22 protein-coding genes, 4 tRNA genes and 1 pseudogene are annotated in these 22206 nt (G+C 69.4%); 12 read left to right on the forward strand and 15 right to left on the reverse strand.

The features are described from left to right. From ACIQ6S_RS12870 to ACIQ6S_RS12925, 12 genes are all read right to left on the reverse strand, one after another. Positions 1-640, reverse strand: a 640-nt coding sequence (locus tag ACIQ6S_RS12870) for a GTP-binding protein (RefSeq protein ID WP_397608712.1), incomplete at its 3' end; no start/stop codon positions are given. Positions 641-672: 32 nt separating this feature from the next. Continuing rightward, positions 673-748: transfer RNA gene (locus ACIQ6S_RS12875), tRNA-Thr, on the reverse strand. 28 nt (positions 749-776) lie between these two features. After that, positions 777-850, reverse strand: a tRNA-Gly gene (locus tag ACIQ6S_RS12880). Between the two features lie 50 nt (positions 851-900). Then, positions 901-986 (reverse strand) — tRNA-Tyr (locus ACIQ6S_RS12885). 83 nt (positions 987-1069) lie between these two features. Then, complete coding sequence (ychF, locus tag ACIQ6S_RS12890) at positions 1070-2161, reverse strand: redox-regulated ATPase YchF (RefSeq protein WP_397608713.1); 1092 nt, start codon at positions 2159-2161, stop codon at positions 1070-1072. Positions 2162-2198: 37 nt separating this feature from the next. Then, positions 2199-2783 (reverse strand): aminoacyl-tRNA hydrolase, encoded by a 585-nt coding sequence (gene pth / locus ACIQ6S_RS12895; RefSeq protein ID WP_397608714.1) that lies wholly within the window; start codon positions 2781-2783, stop codon positions 2199-2201. Between the two features lie 62 nt (positions 2784-2845). Further along, entirely contained in the window at positions 2846-3535 is a 690-nt protein-coding gene (locus tag ACIQ6S_RS12900) for a 50S ribosomal protein L25/general stress protein Ctc (protein WP_397608715.1), read from the reverse strand. Positions 3536-3646: 111 nt separating this feature from the next. After that, complete coding sequence (locus ACIQ6S_RS12905) at positions 3647-4603, reverse strand: ribose-phosphate diphosphokinase (protein ID WP_397608716.1); 957 nt, start codon at positions 4601-4603, stop codon at positions 3647-3649. Positions 4604-4642: 39 nt separating this feature from the next. After that, positions 4643-4719: transfer RNA gene (locus ACIQ6S_RS12910), tRNA-Gln, on the reverse strand. Positions 4720-4734: 15 nt separating this feature from the next. After that, complete coding sequence (gene ispE / locus ACIQ6S_RS12915; protein ID WP_397608717.1) at positions 4735-5628, reverse strand: 4-(cytidine 5'-diphospho)-2-C-methyl-D-erythritol kinase; 894 nt, start codon at positions 5626-5628, stop codon at positions 4735-4737. Next, complete coding sequence (locus tag ACIQ6S_RS12920; RefSeq protein WP_397608718.1) at positions 5625-6281, reverse strand: outer membrane lipoprotein LolB; 657 nt, start codon at positions 6279-6281, stop codon at positions 5625-5627. Before ACIQ6S_RS12920 ends, ispE begins: the two co-directional genes overlap by 4 nt. Continuing rightward, complete coding sequence (locus ACIQ6S_RS12925; protein WP_397608719.1) at positions 6278-7852, reverse strand: tetratricopeptide repeat protein; 1575 nt, start codon at positions 7850-7852, stop codon at positions 6278-6280. Before ACIQ6S_RS12925 ends, ACIQ6S_RS12920 begins: the two co-directional genes overlap by 4 nt. Before the next feature lie 67 nt (positions 7853-7919). Between ACIQ6S_RS12925 and hemA the strand changes: the two genes are divergently transcribed. The 3 genes and pseudogenes from hemA to ppk2 form a co-directional block, all read left to right on the forward strand. Continuing rightward, the gene (gene hemA, locus ACIQ6S_RS12930) at positions 7920-9200 is read left to right on the forward strand and encodes a glutamyl-tRNA reductase (RefSeq protein ID WP_397608720.1); all 1281 of its coding nucleotides are present in this window, start codon (positions 7920-7922) and stop codon (positions 9198-9200) included. Continuing rightward, complete coding sequence (prfA, locus tag ACIQ6S_RS12935) at positions 9197-10282, forward strand: peptide chain release factor 1 (RefSeq protein WP_397608721.1); 1086 nt, start codon at positions 9197-9199, stop codon at positions 10280-10282. The genes hemA and prfA overlap by 4 nt, the downstream gene beginning before the upstream one ends. A gap of 59 nt (positions 10283-10341) precedes the next feature. Beyond that, positions 10342-11166 (forward strand): annotated as a pseudogene (ppk2, locus tag ACIQ6S_RS12940) (polyphosphate kinase 2); the annotation flags it as partial. A gap of 22 nt (positions 11167-11188) precedes the next feature. Here the strand turns inward: ppk2 and ACIQ6S_RS12945 are convergent. Beyond that, a complete protein-coding gene (locus ACIQ6S_RS12945; protein WP_397608722.1) occupies positions 11189-11836 on the reverse strand; it encodes a TlpA family protein disulfide reductase in 648 nt (215 codons plus the stop codon). Then, the gene (locus tag ACIQ6S_RS12950) at positions 11836-13101 is read right to left on the reverse strand and encodes a YihY family inner membrane protein (RefSeq protein WP_397608723.1); all 1266 of its coding nucleotides are present in this window, start codon (positions 13099-13101) and stop codon (positions 11836-11838) included. The genes ACIQ6S_RS12945 and ACIQ6S_RS12950 overlap by 1 nt, the downstream gene beginning before the upstream one ends. Before the next feature lie 99 nt (positions 13102-13200). Between ACIQ6S_RS12950 and wrbA the strand changes: the two genes are divergently transcribed. The 3 genes from wrbA to ACIQ6S_RS12965 are packed head-to-tail and all read left to right on the forward strand — an operon-like array spanning position 13201 to position 14746. Beyond that, positions 13201-13791 carry an NAD(P)H:quinone oxidoreductase gene (wrbA, locus tag ACIQ6S_RS12955; protein ID WP_397608724.1) on the forward strand — a complete coding sequence of 197 codons (591 nt, stop codon included), beginning with the start codon at positions 13201-13203 and terminating at the stop codon, positions 13789-13791. Positions 13792-13831: 40 nt separating this feature from the next. Then, positions 13832-14227 (forward strand): DUF2069 domain-containing protein, encoded by a 396-nt coding sequence (locus ACIQ6S_RS12960; protein ID WP_397608725.1) that lies wholly within the window; start codon positions 13832-13834, stop codon positions 14225-14227. A gap of 33 nt (positions 14228-14260) precedes the next feature. Next, a complete protein-coding gene (locus ACIQ6S_RS12965) occupies positions 14261-14746 on the forward strand; it encodes an asparaginase domain-containing protein (RefSeq protein ID WP_397608726.1) in 486 nt (161 codons plus the stop codon). A gap of 117 nt (positions 14747-14863) precedes the next feature. Here ACIQ6S_RS12965 and ACIQ6S_RS12970 read toward each other — a convergent pair whose 3' ends face one another. Then, entirely contained in the window at positions 14864-16579 is a 1716-nt protein-coding gene (locus tag ACIQ6S_RS12970) for a S8 family serine peptidase (protein WP_397608736.1), read from the reverse strand. A 528-nt stretch (positions 16580-17107) separates the two neighbouring features. Here ACIQ6S_RS12970 and ccoN point away from each other — a divergent pair. The 6 genes from ccoN to ACIQ6S_RS13000 are packed head-to-tail and all read left to right on the forward strand — an operon-like array spanning position 17108 to position 22194. Next, a complete protein-coding gene (gene ccoN / locus ACIQ6S_RS12975) occupies positions 17108-18562 on the forward strand; it encodes a cytochrome-c oxidase, cbb3-type subunit I (protein ID WP_397608727.1) in 1455 nt (484 codons plus the stop codon). 12 nt (positions 18563-18574) lie between these two features. Further along, positions 18575-19180: a cytochrome-c oxidase, cbb3-type subunit II gene (gene ccoO / locus ACIQ6S_RS12980; RefSeq protein WP_397608728.1), complete on the forward strand. Its 606-nt coding sequence runs from the start codon at positions 18575-18577 to the stop codon at positions 19178-19180. Between the two features lies 1 nt (position 19181). Further along, entirely contained in the window at positions 19182-19325 is a 144-nt protein-coding gene (locus ACIQ6S_RS12985; RefSeq protein ID WP_397573252.1) for a cbb3-type cytochrome oxidase subunit 3, read from the forward strand. Further along, positions 19322-20338 carry a cytochrome-c oxidase, cbb3-type subunit III gene (ccoP, locus tag ACIQ6S_RS12990; RefSeq protein ID WP_397608729.1) on the forward strand — a complete coding sequence of 339 codons (1017 nt, stop codon included), beginning with the start codon at positions 19322-19324 and terminating at the stop codon, positions 20336-20338. Before ACIQ6S_RS12985 ends, ccoP begins: the two co-directional genes overlap by 4 nt. A gap of 7 nt (positions 20339-20345) precedes the next feature. Continuing rightward, positions 20346-20639, forward strand: a complete 294-nt coding sequence (locus tag ACIQ6S_RS12995) for a hypothetical protein (protein WP_297866212.1) — start codon at positions 20346-20348, stop codon at positions 20637-20639. A 4-nt stretch (positions 20640-20643) separates the two neighbouring features. Further along, positions 20644-22194: a 4Fe-4S dicluster domain-containing protein gene (locus tag ACIQ6S_RS13000; RefSeq protein ID WP_397608730.1), complete on the forward strand. Its 1551-nt coding sequence runs from the start codon at positions 20644-20646 to the stop codon at positions 22192-22194. The last annotated feature ends 12 nt before the right edge of the window (positions 22195-22206 follow it).

The raw sequence follows: 22206 nt of genomic DNA on the forward strand, positions 1-22206 counted from the left end.
GGAACGGACGGTCAACGTCACGCTGCGGCTCCGGAATGAACGTGTCCAGCGCCTCGACCAGCTTCAGGATCGCCGGGACGCCGATCTCCGACTGGTCGCCTTCCAGCGCCAGACGGGCCGAGCCCTTGATGATCGGCGTGTCGTCGCCCGGGAAGTCGTACTTCGACAGCAGCTCGCGAACTTCCATCTCGACCAGGTCGAGAAGCTCGGCGTCGTCCACCATGTCCGCCTTGTTCAGGAAGACCACGATGTACGGCACGCCGACCTGGCGCGACAGCAGGATGTGCTCGCGCGTCTGCGGCATCGGGCCGTCAGCGGCCGAGCACACCAGAATCGCGCCGTCCATCTGCGCCGCACCCGTGATCATGTTCTTCACGTAGTCCGCGTGGCCCGGGCAGTCAACGTGCGCGTAGTGGCGGTTCGGCGACTCGTATTCCACGTGAGCCGTCGAAATCGTGATGCCGCGAGCCTTCTCTTCCGGAGCCGCGTCGATCTGGTCGTAAGCCTTGAACTCACCACCGAAACGCTCTGCGCCAATCTTCGTCAGCGCCGCCGTCAGCGTCGTCTTGCCGTGGTCAACGTGACCGATCGTGCCCACGTTCACGTGAGGCTTGGTGCGCTCGAACTTGCCCTTTGCCATTGCCGTCTACCCGGTGATGATGGTTCGTAGGATGGTGCTCACAACAGGAATCGAACCTGCGACCTCTTCCTTACCAAGGAAGTGCTCTACCGACTGAGCTATGTGAGCGAGTTTTTTGGTGTTGCCGGTGGAACCATGGAGCGGGAGACGGGAATCGAACCCGCACCATCAGCTTGGAAGGCTGAGGTTCTACCATTGAACTACTCCCGCCCGAAGGCTGGACCGTTCTTGCCACCCTCGTCGCCGCGGGGCGCCGGGAGTGGTGGAGGAAGGTGGATTCGAACCACCGAAGGCGTGAGCCAGCAGATTTACAGTCTGCCCCCGTTGGCCGCTTGGGTATTCCTCCGACAGAGCCGCATATTCTGGCGAGGGCGTGACGGCTTGTCAACGCGCCAGAGCCGCCGCGCGCGCCGCCCCGCCGCCCCCGATTCAGACGTTGAACAGGAAGTTCAGGACGTCGCCATCCTTGACGACGTAGTCCTTGCCCTCGGCGCGCTGCTTGCCGACTTCCTTGGCGCCCTGCTCGCCCTTGTAGGCGACATAGTCGTCGAAAGCGATGGTCTGGGCGCGGATGAAGCCCTTCTCGAAATCGGTGTGGATCACGCCGGCGGCCTTCGGGGCGGTGTCGCCCTTGTGGATCGTCCAAGCACGGACTTCCTTCACGCCCGCGGTGAAGTAGGTCTGCAGGCCGAGCAGGTCGTAGCCGGCGCGGATCAAGCGGTTCAGGCCCGGCTCCTCGAAGCCGAGGTCCTCGAGGAAGGCCTGCTTGTCGGCGTCGTCGAGGTCGGCGAGCTCGGCCTCGATCTTGGCGCACACCGCCACGACGGGCGCCCTTTCGCGCGAAGCGAACTCGCGCAGGCGGTCGAGGTGCGGGTTGTTCTCGAAGCCGTCCTCGAGCACGTTACCGACGTACATGGCTGGCTTGATGGTGAGCAGGCAGAGCGGCTTCAGCAGCAGCTTCTCGTCGTCGTTGAACTCGATGGCGCGCGCGGGACGGCCCTCGTTGAGCACCGGCATCAGGCGCTCCAGCACGGCAACCAGCTTCTGCGCGTCCTTGTCGCCGGACTTCGCGCGCTTGCCTTCGCGCTGGATCGCCTTCTCGACCGCGGCGAGGTCGGCGAGGGCGAGCTCGGTGACGATGGTTTCGATGTCGGCGATGGGGTCGACGCGGCCGGACACGTGCACGACGTTGGCGTCGTCGAAGCAGCGCACGACGTTCACGATCGCGTCGGTCTCGCGGATGTTCGCGAGGAACTGGTTGCCGAGGCCTTCGCCCTTGCTCGCGCCGGCGACGAGGCCGGCGATGTCGACGAACTCGACGATGGCCGGCTGCACCTTTTGCGGCTTGACGATGGCGGAGAGCGCATCAAGGCGCTTGTCCGGCACTTCGACGATGCCGACGTTCGGCTCGATCGTGCAGAACGGATAGTTCTCGGCAGCGATGCCGGCCTTCGTCAGCGCGTTGAAGAGGGTGGACTTGCCGACGTTCGGCAGGCCGACGATGCCGCACTTGATGCCCATGGTGACTCCGGTTCGAGGTGGCGCGGCCGCGGTGCGGTCAGCGCGAGGCGGGGGTGTGGAGGCGCTTCATCGCCTCGGGGAAATCGCCGGCGAGCGCCAAAGGCAGCACGCGCAGCGCGTCGTCGAGGGCGGCACGGATGGCGGCCTCGTCGTCACGACCGGGGCGTCCGAGCACCCAGGGCGTGACTTTGGTCTTGTCGCCGGGGTGGCCGATGCCGACCCGCAGGCGGTGGTACTTGCCATGCCCGAGCTGGGCATGGATGTCGCGCAAACCGTTCTGGCCGCCGTGGCCGCCGTCGAACTTCAGGCGTGCGACGCCGGGCGCGAGGTCGAGCTCGTCGTGCGCGACGAGGCATTCGGCGGGGTCGATCTTCCAGTAACGCAGCGCCGCGGCCACCGAGCGGCCCGACGCGTTCATGAACGTGCTGGGCTTGAGCAGCCACAGCGTGTGCCCGGCGACCTCGGCCTTCGCGATCTCGCCATGCAGCTTCGAATCCAGGCCCCAGCGGGCATTCGCCTGCTCCGCGAGGGCGTCAACAAACCAGAACCCGGCGTTGTGCCGGGTCCGGTCGTATTCGGCACCGGGATTCCCCAGCCCGACAATGAGGCGCAAGCCAGCCATCGCTGATTCGGTAATCGCTGACCCCGCCGCGGCGCCCGGTCAGGGCGCCACGGACGGTACGATCACTTCTTCTTCGGCTTGGCCGGCGCGGCGGCGGCCGGGGCAGCAGCAGCCTTGGCCGACTTGGTGCTCGGCACTTCGGCAGCCGGGGCGGCAACGATCTCTTCCTCGACCGCACGGGCCTGCTTGGCGATCACGACGGCGAGGTCGTGCTCCTTGCCCAGCTTCAGCTCGGGGATCGTCACGCCGGCCGGCAGCTTGAGCGCCGACAGGTGGACGATGTCGCCGAGGGTCAGGGCCGACAGGTCGACTTCGATGAACTCCGGCAGGTCCTTCGGCAGGGCCGAGACTTCGACGTCGTTCAGCTCGTGGGTGATGACGACGCCCGCCGTCTTGCCGGCCGGCGAGGTTTCCTGGTTCACGAAGTGCAGCGGCACCTTGAAGCGGATCGGCGCGTTCTCGTCGATGCGCTGGAAGTCGATGTGCATGACGATCTGCTTGTACGGATGGCGCTGCATGTCACGCAGCAGCACCTTCTGCACCTTGCCGTCGACGTCGAGGTCGAGGATCGAGGCGTAGAACCACTCGTTCTGCTGGATCAGCCAGAGCTTCTCGTGGTTGAGCTGGATCGATTCCGGGTTGGCGTTGGCGCCGTAGACGATCGCCGGGACCTGGCCGGTGAGACGGAGGCGGCGGCTCGCACCCTTACCCTCGTCCTTGCGGCTGGTGGCGTTGATGATGTGGATAGCCATGTTCGTGTTGCCTTGCTTGGAAGTGACCGCCTCGCGGCGGTTGGGACACTGCCCCGCGACCAGGGCAGTGGTGCAGCAACCGCGACGGGCAGGCCCGGCGCGGCGGATGGGTCAGTCGACGTAGAGCTCGGAGACCGATTCGCCGAAGGCGATGCGGCGAATGGTCTCGGCGAGCAGTTCGGCGACGCTGAGCTGGCGGATCCGCGGGCACAGGCGCGCGGTCTCCGACAGCGGGATGGTGTCGGTGACGACCAGCTCGTCGAGCTGGCTGTTGGTGACGTTGCTGATGGCCGCGCCGGACAGCACCGGATGGGTGCAGTAGGCGACGACCTTGCGGGCGCCCTGCGCCTTCAGCGCGGCAGCCGCGGCGCAGAGCGTGCCGGCGGTGTCGACGATATCGTCGACGAGGACGCAGGTCTTGTCGGCCACGTCGCCGATGATGTTCATCACCGTGGCGACGTTGGCGCGCGGACGGCGCTTGTCGATGATCGCGAGGTCGGCGTCGTCGAGGCGCTTGGCGATGCTGCGCGCGCGGACCACGCCGCCGACGTCCGGCGAGACGACGATCAGGTTCTCGGTGCCGTGCGTGCGCCAGATGTCGGCCAGCAGCAGCGGCGAGGAGTAGACGTTGTCGACCGGGAGGTCGAAGAAGCCCTGGATCTGGTCGGCGTGCAGGTCGACGGTGAGCAGGCGATCGGTGCCGACGGCGCCGAACATCTTGGCCGCGACCTTCGCGGTGATCGGCACGCGCGCCGAGCGCGGCCGGCGGTCCTGGCGGGCGTAGCCGAAGTACGGCACCACCGCGGTGACGCTGTTGACCGACGCGCGCTTCAGCGCGTCGACCAGCACCAGCAGTTCCATCAGGTTCTCGGCCGTCGGCGCATTGGTGGGCTGCAGCACGAAGACGTCCTGGCCGCGGACGTTCTCTTCGATCTCGACCTGCACTTCGCCGTCGGAGAAGCGGCCCACGAGGGCCTTGCCCAGCGGCACGCCGAGCTCGCGGCACACCGAGAGGGCCAGCGGGCGGTTCGCATTGCCGGTGAACAGCAGCAGGTTTTGCTTGCGCATCGCTTGGGCTCCGGGAAGGTGTGGCCGGGCGGATCGGTGTGGCAGGGGCGGTAGGATTCGAACCTACGAATGCCGGGATCAAAACCCGGTGCCTTGGGCCACTTGGCGACGCCCCTGTGTGTCTGTCGCGCTCAGCCGACGAGCGCCGCCCCGAGGGGAGAACGATCGACGCCGACGCAGGCCCGGCAATCCCAGCCCTCGGCCGACAGCTGGCGCTGCGCGGCTTCGGCCTCGGCCCGCGAAGGCAGTTCGACGAAGCAGCCGCCCCCGGTACCGGTGAGCCGCGCATCCCCGAATGCCTCCAGACGATCCAGCAGCTTCGACACGAGCGGCGCGCGCTGGCGCAGCACCGGCTCGAAGGCGTTGCCGTGGATCGTCCCGGAAAGGAAGTCGGCGATTGTAGCGGGGGGCGCATCCCGCTTCAAATCAGGGGCTTGGAAGAGTTCAGCCGTCGGGACCGAAACCCCGGAATCGGCGACGAGGTAATGACGCTCACCCAAGGCCATCGGGGTGAGGGCCTCGCCCACCCCCTCGGCCCACCCGCTGTGGCCGCGCACGAACACCGGAACGTCGGCGCCGAGCGCCAGGCCCAGCGCCGCGAGGCGGTCGACGCCGAGACCCAGGCCCCAGAGCTGATCAAGGGCGACCAGCACGGTGGCCGCATCGGACGAGCCGCCGCCGAAGCCTCCACCCACAGGAACACGCTTTTCGACGACGATGTCGACGCCTTTGGCCACAAATTCCGCCTTTTCGGCACTGATCGCCACGGAACGCAACCGCTCCGCCGCGCGGATGACCAGGTCCTTCGCCGGGTCCGGCGCGTAGGCCGGGGCGCCGATCCGCTCGATGCGGGCATCGTCGCGCGGACGAATCCAGACCGTGTCGCCCCAGTCCAGCAGTTGGAACACCGTCTGGAGGTCGTGGTAGCCGTCGGCCCGTCGCCCCGTGATGGCGAGGAACAGGTTCAGCTTGGCGGGGGCCGGAAAGGCCCGCCAGCCGGGGCGGTCGTCGGGCGGGGCCGTCATTCGGGACGCGCCTTCCACTCGCTGACGACCAGCCGGACCGACGCCCCGTCCGCTTCGGCGAAGACGCGCCGCGGCAGGGGCGGGTCGCCGGGCCACCAGTCGCGGTACGACAGGGTCCAGGTGTCCTGCCGGAAGCCCACGGGGCGCCCCTCCGCATCGACCGACAGGCCCGCGACCGGCCCCGGGCCGCGCAGGCCGCGCACCCAGTCGGGCATCTGGCGGATCGGCAGGCGCCAGCCGGTGGCCTCGAGCAGCAGGGACTCGGCGTCCGGTCCTTGCCGGATGCCTTCGCCCAAGCCCTCGAGGGTGGCGCCGTCGGCGCTCCCGGACAGGCGCCACTGCCTGCCGGTCACCGGAGCACTGAGGCGGATGTCGAACGAGGCACCCGTCTGCATCCACTGCACGTTGAGCGTCCCACCGTCGTTCCCGCGGGCCACGGCGAGTCGGCCGGTCAGCGCCCAGCCAGCGGCATCGCGCAACTGGGCGTCACGGGCGGCGAGCGCGGCGAAGGCTTCGGGGGAGTCCGTTGGCGGCGCCACGGCCAGGGCGGGTGCACCCCCCTCCCCGGCCACGGGCGACGGACCGACCCCGCGCTGCGTGGCGCAGCCGGTGGCGAGCAAGACGAGCAGGAGAACGAGCGCGCGACCGATCATTGGCCGAAGCGCTCCAAGGTATCCGCGAGCACCGGGTCCGAGGGGTCGAGCTGGCGGCCGCGCTGCCAAGCCGCGCGGGCCTCGGCGGTGCGCCCGAGCAGCCACAGGGCTTCGCCCCAAGCGGCGGCCGTGGGGCCACCGGCCTCAACCGCCCACGCACTGGCGAGCAGCGGCTCGGCCGCGGCCGGCTGACCCCGGGCCAGCATCAGGCTGCCGAGCGCGCGCAGGGCCGGCGCATGCCGCGGGTCACGCGCGAGCACGGCGCGCAGGTCGGCTTCGGCCTCGGCCGGCTTGCTGGCATTGCGGGCCACGCGGGCCCGGGCCACGCGCAGGCCGGGGTCGTCCTCCAGCACGGCGAGGCCTCGGGTCAGCGCCGACTCGGCCTCCGGACGGCGACGGCGGGATTCCCACTGGTCGGCTTCGGCGATGAAGGCGTCACGGCGGATGGCGCCATCGGCGCTGTCATCGCCCTGCAGTTCACGCAGCGCGGCGACGCTGTCGTCGAAGCGGGACTGCCGGGCCAGCACCACGCCCAGCCGCAGCCGGGCGCGATCGCGGGCTTCGCCTTGGTCGAGACGGCGGTACCAGCGCTCCGCGGCGGGCCAGTCCTGCAGGCGTTCGGCGAGTTCGCCCAACAGCAGGGCCAGCGCGGGCTCGGGGGCAAAGCGGCTCGCGGCAAGCGCCTCGGCCTCGTTGAACAGCAGCCGCAATCCTTCCAGATCGCCAGCACGGGCCAACCAGGTGGAGCGCAGCGTCATCGAACGCGCATCCTGCGGGCCTTGCGCCATGGCCGCCGCGGCTCCCTCGGGGTCACCCAGCACGGCCAGGGCCTCGGCGGCGATGCGGCGTTGCTCGGCCGGCAGGTCGCCGCGCGAGAGCACCAGCCGCACTTCGGCACGGGCGGCCTCGCGCTCGCCGCGCTGGGTCAGGCGCTCTGCCCGTAGCAGCCCCGCGCGGGGATCGGCGGGAAAGCGCCGCACGAGCGCGTCGACCCACTGCGCCGAGAGCGTGCCGTCGCCGAGCCGTTGGGCCAATCCGGCCATGGCCAGCCAGGCGTCAAGGCGCTGCGGGAAGCCCGGCTCGACCAGCAGGGCGCGCAGCACCGCGCGGGCGATGACGCCCTGGTCGGGATACGGCGCCTCCAGGCCGGCGACGAGGACGGCGAGGTTCGATTCGTCGCCCAGCAGTCGGAGCGCGGTCTCCACCGCACGGTCGTCGTCGCCTTGCACGATGTGGAAGCGCAGGGCCAGCGCATCGCGGCGCGCCGACTGCGGCTGCAGCAGCGTCCAGCGCTCGAGCGCTGCAGCGGCGCGGAAGGTGTCGCCCGCCTCGAGCGCGGACTCGACCGCGCGCTCGGCCAGCGCGGCGTCGGACGAAGCCTGTGCCGCCACCAGCGCATGCGCCGCGGTGGCCTCAGCATCGCCACCAACGCGGGCGAATTCGGCCGCGAGCAGGGCTTCGAGCACTTCAGGCGGCATCGCGGCCGCCCGGGACGGTGACGAGGCCACGGGTCCGAACGACAACAGCGCGGCAAGGGGCAGCGCGAACGGACTCCAGGAACGGCGATTCATCGGGACTCCAAGCGGGGCCGCTAGAATAACGCCCCGTCACCGCCCTGCGCCCGCTTCCGCGCCCGCCATGCCCTTGATCGCCCTCGGAGTGAACCACCAGACCGCGCCCGTCGAGGTGCGCGAGAAGGTGGCCGTGGGCGAAGCGCAGATGGCCGAGACGCTGCGGCAGCTCCAGCAGGTCGAGGGAGTCGAGGAAGCGGCGCTGGTCAGCACCTGCAACCGCACCGAGATCTACGCGCGCATCGACGAGGGCCGCGTGCCGGCGGTCGTCGACTGGTTGGCCGGCCGCAACGGCCTCGCCACCGACGCGCTGGCCACCTACCTCTACACCCACGAGGGCGATGCCGCGGTGCGGCACCTGTTCCGCGTGGCGACCGGCCTCGATTCGCTGGTGCTGGGCGAACCGCAGATCCTCGGCCAGGTGAAGGACGCCTGGCAGCAGGCGCGCGGTGCCGGCAGCCTGCGCACCCCGCTCGACCGCCTGTTCCAGCAGAGCTTCGCGGTGGCCAAGCGCGTGCGCACCGACACCCGCATCGGCGCGCACCCGGTGTCCGTCGCCTACGCGGGCGTGCGGCTCGTGCGGCAGGTGTTCGCCGAGCTCGACCGCGCCACCGTGCTGCTGGTCGGCGCCGGCGACACCATCGAGCTCGCCGCCAAGCACCTCGTCAACGCCGAAGCCAAGCGCCTGCTGATCGCCAACCGCACGCTGGAGCACGCGCAGGCGCTGGCCTCCCGGGTGGGTGGCTACGCCCTGCCCCTCTCCGAACTGCCGCGCCACCTGCCCGAAGCCGACGTGGTGATCTCCGCGACCGCCGCGCGCGAGCCTGTGCTGCGCGCCGCCGACGTGCGCGACGCGCTGAAGGCCCGCCGCCAGCGCCCGATGTTCCTGCTCGACCTCGCCGTGCCGCGCGACATCGAGGCGAGCGTAGCGGCGCTGGCGAACGTCTACCTCTACACCGTCGACGACCTCGAGCAGGTCATCAGCGAAAGCAAGGCTTCGAGGCAGGCGGCCGCCGAGCAGGCCGAAGCGATCATCGACTTGTCGGTCGAGCACTTCATGGCCTGGTGGCGGGCGCAGGGCCAGCAGGACAGCCTGCGTGCGCTGCGCCGCACCGCCGAGCTGGCAAAGGCCGATGCGCTGGCCAAGGCGCGCGAGCGGCTGGCCGCCGGCGAACCGGCCGAGGCGGTGATGGAGCGCCTCGCGCACCAGCTCACCAACCAGCTGCTGCATGCGCCCTCGACGGCGCTGAGGCAGGCGGCGCTGGATGGCGATGCGGCCACGCTGGCCGCCGCGGCGAAACTCTTCGCAGCCGACGGCTCGCCCTCCGCCCCCAGCGACCCCGCATGAGCCCGGGACTGCGTCGCAAGCTGCTGGCGCTTGCCGAGCGCCATGAAGAGGTGGGGCGCCTGCTCGCCGAGCCCTCGGTGATCGCCGACAACGCGAAGTTCCGCGCGCTGTCCCGTGAGTTCTCCCAGCTGCAGCCGGTGGCCGACGCGCTGTCGCGCGAGGCCGCGCTGCAGGCCGACCGGCGCGAAGCCGAGGCCATGCTGGCCGACCCCGACCTCCGCGCCATGGCCGAGGACGAACTGCCGACCATCCGCGAGGCGCTCGCCGCGCTCGACGATGAGCTCACCCTGCTGCTGGTGCCGAAGGACCCGCGCGACGAGGGCAACCTGTTCCTCGAGATCCGCGCCGGCACCGGCGGCGATGAAGCGGCGATTTTCGCCGGCGACCTGTTCCGCATGTACGCCCGCTTTGCCGAACGGCAGGGCTGGCGCGTCGAGGTGCAGAGCGCCAACCCCGGTGAGCACGGCGGCTTCAAGGAAATCGTCGCGCGTGTCGAAGGCCGCGGTGCGTATTCCAAGCTGAAGTACGAATCCGGCACGCATCGCGTGCAGCGCGTGCCCGAGACGGAAGCGCAGGGCCGCATCCACACCTCGGCGGCGACGGTGGCGATCCTCCCCGAACTCGAGGATGTCGCGGAAGTCGTCATCAACCCGGTGGATCTGAAGGTCGACACCTTCCGCAGCTCGGGCGCCGGCGGCCAGCACGTCAACAAGACGGAATCGGCCATCCGCATCACCCACGTGCCGAGCGGCCTCGTGGTGGAGTGCCAGACCGAGCGCAGCCAGCACGCCAACCGCGACAAGGCCATGCAGCGGCTGAAGTCGGCCCTGTACGAGCAGCAGGTAGCCGCACAGCAGGCCGCCACCGCCGCCTCGCGGCGCCTCCAGGTGGGCAGCGGCGACCGCAGCGCGCGCATCCGCACCTGGAACTTCCCGCAGGGCCGCGTCACCGACCACCGCGTCGAAGGGCTGACGCTCTACGCACTGCCGACGATCATCGAAGGCGACCTCGACGAATTGGTGCAGCGCCTGGCGCAGGAAGCCCAGGCCGACGAGCTCAAGCTGCTGACCGAGGCGGCCTGAGCCCCTGCCGTCCCCGACCCCGCGATGCGGCCCGGCCGGGGCCGCGCTAAGGTCGGCGGATGGCGAAGACCAAGGCGGCGGCCAAACGCACCGATACCGGCACCGCGACCGAAAGCGGCAACGGCAAGCTGAGGAAGAAGGATTACCTCGAGCGCCTCGCGCCGCTGCAGCTCGCGCTTTCCGAAGCGGAGCGCTGGGTGGCCGCCACCGGCCAGCGCCTGCTGGTGATCGTCGAAGGTCGCGACACCGCCGGGAAGGGCGGCGTGATTCACGCCATCGCCGAAACCCTGAACCCGCGCCACTGCCGCGTCGTCGCGCTCAACAAACCCACCGAGACCGAGCGCGGGCAATGGTATTTCCAGCGCTACGTCACGCACCTGCCCGCGGCCGGCGAGATCGTGCTGATGGACCGCAGCTGGTACAACCGGGCCGGCGTCGAGAAGGTGATGGGCTTCTGCACCGATGCGCAGTACCGCGCGTTCCTCGAGCAGGTGCCGGTGTTCGAGAAGCTGCTCGTCGACGACGGCATCCGCATCGCCAAGTACTGGCTGGGCGTCGACCAGGCGAAGCAGGAGGAACGCTTCGCCGAACGCGCCCAGGACCCGCTGAAGCGCTACAAGCTCTCGCCGATCGACCTGCAGGCGCGCGAGAAGTACGCCGAGTACACCAAGACGCGCGAGGCGATGCTCGCCGCCACGCACACCGCGCACGCGCCGTGGAATCTGGTGGACTTCAACGACCAGCGCCGCGGCCGGCTGACGATGATCCGCCACTGGCTGGGCGGCCTGCCGTGGCAGGCGCCGGACGACCGCGCGCTGAAGTTGCCGAAGCTGGCCGGCAAGCCCCTAGCGGAGCGCTACGTCACCCTGCCGCCGATCACGGACTCGTCGGAATCGGAGGCGCCGGTCACGCCGGCGTCGACGCGGCCTCGCCCACCGACGTCGAAGCCGCGGAAACCTCGCTGATCTTTGCTTCGATCTCGTCGCCGGTGACGGGGCCAAGGAACTTGTGGCCGACGGTGCCGTCGGGCGCGACCAGCACGGTGAACGGCAGGCCGCGCGGGGTGTCGAAATCGGCCGGCGGGTTGTACACGTCGACGATGGCGACGGGGTACTCCGGCTTCACCTTCTCGATGTAGAAGGCGCGCATCGCCTCGGGGGTGATTTCCTCGTAGGCGAGGCCGATGACGACGAGATCCTCGCGCTTCGCATCCAGCGCATTCAGGTCGGGGATCTCCTTCAGGCAGGGCGCGCACCAGGTCGCCCAGAAGTTCACCACCACCCACTGGCCGCGCTGTGCGGCGAGATCGAAGCGACCGTCGTCGACGGTATCGACGGCGAGCGCGGGATGCGTGGGCTTCGCAGCGTCGGCCGGTGCCGAAGGCGCGGGCGCCGGCGTGGGCGCGGCTTCGGCAGGCGCGGCCTCACCGATCGGCGTGGCGGCCTCGACCGGGCCGGCATCCGGCGACACCGACTCGGAGGGCCCACAGGCGGCGAGCGCGACAGCGAGGGCGGCGACAAGCGCGGGGCGGGCGAAGGCGGGGCGGAAAGGCATCACGGGGCGTCCGGTTCGGGAAGGAGGAAATCGGAGAGAGGATGCCTGAGGGCAGTGTCGAGAGGCTGTCGCAGGTGGCGGAGCGCCGCCAACGCGGCCCGGCCGATGGCGTCCTCCGCGCCCGGCAGCGTGCAGTCAGCCGGCGGCAGGCGCAGGCCGAGACGCTCGTGCAGGTCTTCCAGCGTCACCGTCGACAGGTCGCGCACCGGCAGCCACGCCCCGCTCTCACCGCGCTGCACGATGTGGTGTTCGGCCAATCCGCCCAGCAGGCGCTGGCAAAGGTCGTCGGTGAGCGCCGGCTCCAGCGCGCGCAGCGCCTCGGCGTCGAGGCCGCGACCGTGGCGGCGGCTCTCCTCCAGCCGGGCCAGCAGGCGCAGGCAGGCGTAGAGCTCGGCCCCGGCCGGCAGGCGCTGGTGACGCGGCTGGTAGCGGAAGGCGCCCAGCGAAGCCGCGAGCGAGGCGCCCAGCAGCACGACCAGCCAGCTCAGCCACACCCAGACGAGGAAAATCGGAATGACCGCCAGCGCGCCATACAGCTGCTCGAAATTGGTGTTGCGCAGGTACCACGCGAAGCCGTGCTTGGCGCTCTCGAACAACACGGCGGCCAACAACGCGCCAGCCAGCGCGAAGCGCAGTGGCACAGGCCGGTTCGGAATCAACCGGTAGGCCGCGGTGAACACGATGAAGGCGACCACGAAGGGCATCGCGCCGAGGGCCTGCTGGCCCAGCGTGGCGTTCGCCTTGGCGAAGGCCGGCAGCGCGAACAGCCAGGTGCTGACGGCGAGGCTGGAGGCCGCCAGCACGGCACCGAGCGTCAGCAGCGTCCAGTAGACGACGAGCCGCCACAGCGTCGGCCGCGGCTGCGGCACGCGCCAGATGCGGTCGAAGGTCTGCTCGATGGCCAGCATCACCAGCAGCACCGACACCAGCAGCGCGACGAGGCCCTTCAAGCTGAGTTGGCGGGCGCTGCCCGCGAGCTGGCGGAGGGTGTCGGCCACCGCCGAGGCGGCTTCGGGCACGAAGTTCTGGAACACGAAGTCGACCAGCGCCTGCGTCCAGGCGTCGAACACCGGGAAGGCCGCAAGGATGGCGAAGACCACCGCCGAAAGCGGCACCAGGGCGAAGACCGTCGTGTAGGAGAGTGCGCCTGCCGACTCGAAGCAGCGGTCGTCGACGAAGCGCCGGGCGAGGAAACGGAAGAACGTGGTGCTGAGGTCGCGATCGAGGCGATCCCACCAGCGTTGGAGGACGGCAAGCCAGGTCATGGGCCGAAGACTAGCGCGGCGGGCGGCGATCGCGCCTCACGCCAGCGAGCACCCGCGATGCGTTAGCCTTCGCGCCCGCCCTTCCCGCCCGGAGCCACCATGGCCGACGTGCTCGTCCTCTACTACAGCCGCGGTGGCTCGGTGGCTGCGCTGGCGCGGCAGATCGCGCGCGGCATCGAATCGGTCGAGGGCATGGCGGCGCGGCTGCGCACCGTGCCCCCGGTCGCGCCGACCACCACCACGGCCAGCCCGCCGGTCCCCGAGGACGGCGCGCCCTACGTCACCAAGGCCGATCTGGCCGAATGCGCCGGGCTCGCGCTCGGCAGTCCGACGCGCTTCGGCAACATGGCCGCGCCGATGAAGCACTTCCTCGACACCACAGGGGCGGAGTGGGCCTCGGGCGCCCTGGTCGGCAAGCCGGCCGCCGTGTTCACCTCGACCGCCTCGATGCACGGCGGACAGGAATCCACCCTGCTCTCCATGCATCTCCCGCTGCTGCACCACGGCTGCCTGATCGTCGGCCTGCCCTTCTCCGAGGCGGCCCTGTCCAGCACGCGAAGCGGCGGCACGCCCTACGGCGCCAGCCATGTCGCCGGCGCCAGCGACGACGCCACCCTGAGCGACGACGAGAAGGCGCTGGCGCAGGCCCTCGGCCGCCGGCTCGCCGATGTCGCCCGACGCCTCGGCTGAACGCCTCCACTGCAACGCCCCACTGACGAGACCCGAACCGATGAACGCCCTGCTCCGACCGCTGCCGTGGATCCTCGCGCTGGCCCTGCTGCAGCCGGTCTGGCACCTGTGGCTGGCGCCTTCCACCTGGCTGCCGCCGGTCTTCGTCGTCGTGGTGATGAGCCTGCCGATCCTGCCGGCCGTGCTGTTGGCGCTGTTCCGCCGCCCGAGTGCCGGATTCTGGGGCGGCGTGGCCGCCCTGCTCTACTTCTCGCACGGCGTCATGGAACTCTGGAGCAACCCGGCGGTGACCGCACTGGCCTGGGTGGAGACGCTGCTCTCGGTGGGAATGGTCGTCGCGGCCAGCTGGCGCGGGCTGCAGGCCCGGGCGGCGGCACGGCGCCTGAAGGCCGCGGAGTCCGACACCGCCGCAGCCGCCGGCCCGGACGCGCAGTAAACTGCCGCCCCCTCACGCCCACGGAGCACCGCGATGGACGAACTGCTGATCGTCACCACCGGCGGCACGATCGACAAGGTCTACTTCGACGACAAGTCGGACTACCAGGTCGGCGAACCGCAGATCGGCAACATCCTGCGCGAGCTTGGCGTGGCCTTCCGATTCACCGTCATCCCGGCGCTGCGCAAGGACAGCCTGCACATCAGCGACGACGACCGCCAGATGGTGCGCACGCTGATCGCAGCGCAGCCGCAGAAGCACGTGCTGATCACGCACGGCACCGACACCATGGTCGAGACGGCGAAGGTGCTCGCCGACCTCGGCAAGACCATCGTGCTGACGGGCGCGCTGAGCCCCGCGCGCTTCCGCGGCTCCGACACCGAGTTCAACGTCGGCTGCGCGGTCGGCGCGGTGCAGTCGATGCCGCCTGGCGTGTACATCGCCATGAACGGCCGCGTGTGGGACCCCTTCAAGGTGCGCAAGAACGTGGCCGCGAACCGCTTCGAAGCCATCGGATGAGGCCACAACGAAGAAGCCCGCACCTTTGAGGCGCGGGCTTCTTGCTGATGCAAGGCTGGGGTGACGCCGTCGGGCCCGGGCCGGAGCCCGGACCCGCCGTCGCTCCCCTGGAGGCCTTTAGAACGTGATCGTCCAGCGACGCAGCGTGCCGATGTCGCCGGCGGCGTTGTCGTTGACGCGCAGGTTCCAGGTGCCGTTGAGCTGCTCCGAGGACAGGTTGATCGTGTAGGTGCCGATCAGGTTGTCCGCGCTGCCACCCGCACGATTCGAGATCGTGTACAGCGAACCGTCCGGCGCGACCAGCTGGACCAGCAGGTCGCCGCGGTAGGTGTGGGCGATGTCCACCGACACCGATGCGTTGGACGGCGCGGCGCCCGTGCGGCCCGATACCGTGATCGGCGAATTGATCGTGGTGTTGTCGCGGATCGAGAAATCCGCTTCGTTGGCGTAGGTCTGCGTGGTCGGGGGCGTTCCGCCGCCGCCACCGCCGCCACCCGCGGCATCGACCGCACGCTTGGCATCGATGATGCCCGCGCCGCAGCCGCCGGAGCACGCTCCGGCCAAGGCGTAGGCCGTGGTCTTCAGCAGCGACTCGACTTCCGCCGGGGTGTAGAGCGGCAGGCCGAGGGCAAGGCGGCGGCTCTGCACGAGGGCCACCGTGCCGGCGACGTGCGGGGAAGCCATCGAGGTGCCGCTGTAGCTGGCGTAGCTCTCGGCGCCCGGCGTGGTGGTGCCGGCATTGAGCGTCGAGAGGATGCTCGAACCGGGGGCGGAGACGTCGATCAGCGTGCCGTAGTTCGAGAAGCTCGAACGGGCCGAGGCGCTGGTCACCGAGGCGACGTTGATCACGTTGGCGCAGCTCGCCGGGGTGAAGCCCGACGCGTTCGCGTTGCTGTTGCCCGCGGCGACAACGACCGTGGTGCCGCGCGAGACGGCGCCGTTGATGGCGTTCTGGGTGGTCGTACCGCAGGCGCCCGAGCCGCCCAGCGACATGTTGATCACATGCGCCTTCTGCGAGGCCGAGAGCGAGGGAACGCCCGAAACCGTGCCGCCCGAGGCCCAGATGATCGCGTCGGCGATGTCCGACGTGGAGCCACCGCCGCGACCGAGCACGCGGACCGGCATCACCTTCGCGTTAAAGGCGGTACCTGCAACGCCAGCACCGTTGTTGGTGCGCGCGGCGACCGTACCGGCCACGTGCGTGCCGTGCCAGCTGGAGTTCTGGCCGCCCGAGAAATCACCCGGGTCCGACGGATCGGAGTCGCGGCCGTTGCCGTCGCCCGAGACCGTGGTGCTGGTGATGAAGTCGTAGCCGGCGACGAGGTTGCCGGTGATGTCGCTGTGCGTGGCCTGTCCCGTGTCGAGCACGGCGACGATGATGCCGGTGCCGGTAGCGACGTCCCACGCCGTGTTGGCGCGGATGCCGGCGTCGGCGTCGAAGAAGCCCCACTGCTCGTTGTAGCGGGTGTCGTTCGGCGTCAGCGCCGGGTGCATGATCAGATCCGGCTCGACGTACTCGACGCCCGGCATGGCGGCCAGCTGCTGCATGGCCTGCACGGCTTCGGCCGAGGTCAGCGCGCGGCTGGCGCGGATGACGTCGGCACCGAGGCTCATGCGGCGGAAGTGGCGCAGGCCGGCGGCGCCGCGCGACGACTTGGCCATCACCGCGTTCGCCCCCTGAAGCGAACGCGCGACCATGGCCGCATTGGCGCGCTGGGCGGTGCCGTCGCGGAACTTGACGATGAAGCCCGAGAACTCGGCGCCGGACTCGATGGCGGCCTTGTTGACGATGCGCGCGCCATCGGCGGCGACGGCAGCACCAATCGGCGCCATCGCGACGATCAGCGCGGCAGCGAGGGCGTGGGGCTTGAAGGACTTGCGATTCACGTGATGTTTCCCCTGGTCGAATTGAACGAACGGAAGGTCGGGCCGAGGCCCTTGGCGTCCCTGCGCCAGTTGCCGGCCCCGACGCGCTGGCGCGTTCTGCGGGCCGCCCCCATCGACCAGACCGACCCATGGCGGACCGGGAGGGCCAGCCGGGACAGGGAAGTCGCGGGAGAGTCGTGACGGGGACGTGCGGTGAAGCAGGTCACGTTTTCGTCACCAAACGGAAGAAACGCTGTCACATTGGTTGCTGCAAGCAACGGTTTCACCCTGAAACAGTTAAGCCTTGGCACTAAAGGGTCTTGGATTTCCTTGTGAATCCTGAATGCCCCCGGAATTTGCTGCCGCGGCCGGTCGATTGCGCAGCCCCACCGCCGCTCGACGCCTCCCGCGCCAGGGTCCGGGGTTTTGACCAGCGTCAATCGGTCGCATCCTGCCGACACTCACACTGGCCTCACTTCCCAGAAGAGGCCTCCCATGAGCGCGTCCGCGCCCACCCGGCACCCAGAAGCCCCACCCGCGACCTACAACGACCGGGTCGTCCTCCAGTTCTCACTGGCCACCGTGATCTGGGGCGTTGTCGGCATGGCCGTCGGCGTCCTGCTGGCAGCCCAGCTCTACTGGCCTGCGCTGAACTTCGACACCGCCTGGCTGAGCTTCGGCCGGCTGCGGCCGCTGCACACGAACGCCGTGATCTTCGCGTTCGGCGGCAGCGCGCTGTTCGCCACCTCGCTCTACGTGGTGCAGCGCACCTGCCACGTGCGCCTGCTCTCCGACAAGCTCGCGAGCTTCGTGTTCTGGGGCTGGCAGGCGATCATCGTCGCTGCCGCCGTCTCATTGCCGCTGGGCCTCACCCAGGGCAAGGAGTACGCCGAGCTGGTGTGGCCGATCGATATCGCCATCGCGGTGGTCTGGGTGGCCTATGCGGTGCTCTTCTTCGGCACGATCGTGAAGCGCCGCGTCAGCCACATCTACGTGGCGAACTGGTTCTACGGCGCCTTCATCATCGCCGTCGCGGTGCTGCACATCGTCAACTCACTGGCCCTGCCGACCTCGGCCGTGCACAGCTACCCGATCTACTCGGGCGCCGTCGACGCGATGGTGCAGTGGTGGTACGGCCATAACGCGGTGGGCTTCTTCCTGACCGCCGGCTTCCTCGGGATGATGTACTACTTCGTCCCGAAGCGCGCCGGCCGGCCGATCTACAGCTACCGGCTGTCGATCGTCCACTTCTGGGCGCTGATCGCCATCTACATGTGGGCGGGCCCGCACCACCTGCAGTACACGGCGATCCCGGACTGGGCTCAGAGCGTTGGCATGGTGTTCTCGCTGGTGCTGCTGGCCCCGAGCTGGGGCGGTGCGATCAACGGCATCATGACCCTCTCGGGCGTGTGGCACCTGCTGCGCACCGACCCGATCCTGAAGTTCCTCATCGTGTCGCTGTCGTTCTACATGATGAGCACCTTCGAGGGCCCGATGATGTCGATCAAGTCGGTCAATGCCCTCTCGCACTACAGCGATTGGACCATCGGCCACGTGCATTCCGGCGCGCTGGGATGGGTCGCGATGATCTCCATCGGCGCCATCTACATGCTGATCCCGAAGTGCCTCGGCCTGAAGGAAATGGCCTCGACCAAGCTGATCGACGCGCACTTCTGGACGCACACCATCGGCGTGGTGCTCTACGCCGCCTCGATGTGGGTCTCGGGCATCGGCCAGGGCCTGATGAGCCGCGCGGCGAACGTCGACGGCACGCTGACCTACGCCTGGATCGAGATCGTCAAGTTCACCTACCCCTATTACCTCATCCGATTGACGGGTGGCGTGCTGGTGATCGTCGGCATGGTGCTGATGGTCATCAACGTCTGGAAGACCCTGCAGGCCTCGCGCGGCGCGGTCGAGCACCCCGTCCTCGAACCGGCCCACGCCTAAGGAGTCGCTGCGATGAGCCATGACAAGATCGAACGCAACGTGGGCCTGATGGGCGTGCTGATCGCCGTCGCGATCAGCTTCGGCGGCCTCGCCGAGATCGTCCCGCTGATGTACAGCGCCGAGCAGGTGGAACCCCTGCCGGGCATGAAGCCCCGCCCCGCCCTCGAACAGGCTGGTTTCGACGTCTACATCCGCGAGGGTTGCTACAACTGCCACTCGCAGATGGTGCGCACCCTGCGCTTCGAGACCGAGCGCTACGGCCACTACTCCTTGGCCGGGGAATCGGTGTACGACCGCCCCTTCCAGTGGGGCAGCAAGCGCACCGGCCCCGACCTCGCCCGCGTGGGCGGCCGTTACTCCGACGACTGGCATCGCGTGCACCTGCTCGATCCTCGCGCCGTGGTGCCGGAATCGAACATGCCGGCCTACCCGTGGCTGGCCGAAACGCCGGTCGACGGCGCCGCGATCACGGCGAACCTCGCCGCGCTGCGCACGCTCGGCCATCCCTACACCGACGAAGACCTGCAGGGCGCCGCGGCGGCCGTCGAAGGCAAGTCGGAACTCGATGCGCTCGTGGCCTACCTCCAGGGCCTCGGCAAGCACGCTCCGCGAGGTTGACATGATCGCCGGTACCGTCACCGCCATCCTCCTGGCCGCCTTCCTCGGCGGCTGCTTCTGGCTCTTCGCCGTACGCCGCGCCTCCGACTTCGAACGGATGGCCCGCATTCCCCTTGATGACAACACCGAGGAGGCCCGCCCGTGAGCGACTTCTGGTCCTGGTTCCTGATCGCCCTGATCATCCTCAACCTCGTCGGTTGCGTCTGGCTGCTCTGGTACACCTCGAAGCAACGCAACACCAGCCTGCCCACCGGTGAAACCACCGGCCATGTCTGGGACGGCAACATCACCGAGTACAACAAGCCACTGCCGCGCTGGTGGATCAACCTGTTCTACCTGACGATCGCCTTCACCATCGGCTACTTCGTCGTTTATCCGGGCTTCGGCAAGGCCGAGGGCTCGTTCGGCTGGAGCTCGCAGAAGCAGCACGACGCCGAGAAGGCCAAGGCCGACGCGGCGTTCGCGGAGCGCTATTCGCAGTTCGCGACGATGCCGATCGCCGAGATCGCGGCCTCGTCCGAAGCGCTGGCCGTGGGCCGCAACCTGTTCGCCAACAACTGCGCGCAGTGCCACGGCTCGGATGCCCGCGGTGCGCGCGGCTTCCCGAACCTCACCGATACGGCCTGGCTGTACGGCAAGGACGAAGCGACGATGCTGGCCACCATCACCCATGGCCGCATGGGCGTGATGCCCGCCCTCGGCGCGGCGATCGGCGACGATGCCGCGGTGACCGCGGTCGCCACCTACGTGCAGTCGCTCTCCGGAACCACCGTCGATCCGGCGCTGGCCTCGGTCGGCAAGGCAAAGTTCGACCTCGTCTGCGCCGCCTGCCACGGCACCGAAGGCAAGGGCAATCCGGCCCTCGGCGCTCCCAACCTCACCGACGCCGATTGGCTGTACGCACCGGACCTCGCCACGATCCGCGAAGGCATCATCAAGGGCCGCAACGGCCAGATGCCGGCCTTCGAACCGGTGCTGGGTGCGGACCGCGTCCGCCTGGTGGCCGCCTACGTGCATTCGCTGAGCGGTGAACCCGTGCTTGCTGCAGCACCCGCCGCCGCACCGGCCCCGGTGGAGGCCGCTCCGGGGGAACTGGGCACGGACGCAGCGACGGCCACGGATCCGGCCGCGGCACCGGCCACCGGCGCGGAAGGCTGAGACGACGATGGACGACGGCCCGCGCATCGACCATCCGCAAAGGAGCTGGACCCAGCGGCTCGGCGCGATCCTCTGGCCGTCGTTCTTCGCCGCCGGCGTGATGACGATGGTGTTCTTCGCCTTCGTCGACCCGCTCGACCTGCGCGACATCAGCTTCCCCGATCTCGACCACGAGATCGGGCGTGGCATCGGCTACACGATCTGTTTTTTCATGTTCTGGGCGGCGACGGCGAGTTCGAGCCTGTTCACCTGGATCCTGCTGCGCCCCGCCAGCCGCTTCAACGGCCCGCTCAAGGACTGAAACCATGGGCAAGCCCCTTCCGCTGAAGGTCGTCGACGACGGCGCGATGTACGTCTCGGAGGCCAAGGTCTATCCGCGCGAGGTCTCCGGCCACTTCCAGCGCTTGCGCCACCTCGCCGTGTTCGTGCTGCTGGGCCTGTTCTACGGGGTTGCCTGGATGAACCTCGACGGGCAGCAGGCCGTGCTCTGGGACCTGCCGGCGCGCAAGTTCCACGTGTTCGGCCTCGTGTTCTGGCCGCAGGATTTCATCTTCCTCGCCCTGCTGCTGGTGATGGCGGGGCTCTCGCTGTTCTTCTTCACCGCGCTCGCCGGGCGCCTGTGGTGCGGCTACGCCTGCCCGCAGACCGTGTGGACGGAAGTCTTCATCTGGATGGAGCGCTGGACCGAGGGCGACCGCGCCAAGCGCATGAAGCTCGACGCCGCGCCGTGGTCGCGCGACAAACTGCTGCGCAAGGGCTCGAAACACCTGCTGTGGGCCGTGTTCGCGCTGTGGACCGGGTTCACTTTCGTCGGTTACTTCACGCCGATCCGCGACCTCGGCGCGCGCCTCGTGCCCTTCGAGTGGGGCGGCTACGAGACCTTCTGGACGCTGTTCTACGGCCTTGCCACCTGGGGCAATGCCGGCTTCCTGCGTGAGCAGGTCTGCAAGTACATGTGCCCGTACGCTCGATTCCAGAGTGCGATGTTCGATCGCAACACCCTCATCATCGCCTACGACGAGCGCCGCGGCGAGCCGCGCGGACCACGCAAGAAGGGCAGCCTCGCCAGCGTGCTGGAGCGCGCCCGCGGCCTGATCGGCAAGGACGACGCCGACAGTTGGGTGGCTTGGTTCGCGCGCCACAAGAGTGCCGCCGACCTCGCTGCCGGCGCGCGCGGCACGACCTCGATCGTCGACGCGGCCATCCACGTGGACGAGCGCGAAAAGCCCGCCGGCGAAGCGCTGGGCGACTGCATCGACTGCACCATGTGCGTGCAGGTCTGCCCCACCGGCATCGACATCCGAAACGGCCTGCAGTACGAGTGCATCGCCTGCGGCGCCTGCATCGACGCTTGCGACGAGGTGATGGCGAAGATCGGCTACCCGACCGGCCTCGTCCGCTACACCAGCCAGAACGCCGTCGACGGCAAGCCGACGAAGATCTTGCGCGCGCGCGTCTGGGTGTATGCAGCCCTGCTGGCGGCGATCGGCACGGGCATCGCGGTCGGCATCGCCACCCGCAGCCCGCTGATCGTCGACGTGCTGCGCGACCGCAACGCGCTTTACCGCACCAACATGGATGGCAGCATCGAGAACGGCTACACGCTGCGTCTCATCAACAAGTCGGAAGCGGCCGCCGCGTATCGCATCCGCGTGGTCGAGGCTCCGCAGGGCGTCGCGCTGGCCGCCGATCCCGGCGCGATCGGCGTCGGGCCGGGCGAGGTGCGCAGCGTGGGCATCGCGCTGAAGGCCCCTGCCGGCGCGGTCACGGGACGCGTCGACGTCACGCTCGAAGTGGCGACGCTGGACGGCGAGACGACCGTGGCCGAGGAAACGCGCTTCTTCGGTCCGCTCTGACGCATCGCGCGG

The organism is Silanimonas sp. (assembly GCF_044377035.1).
Lineage (GTDB): Bacteria > Pseudomonadota > Gammaproteobacteria > Xanthomonadales > Xanthomonadaceae > Silanimonas.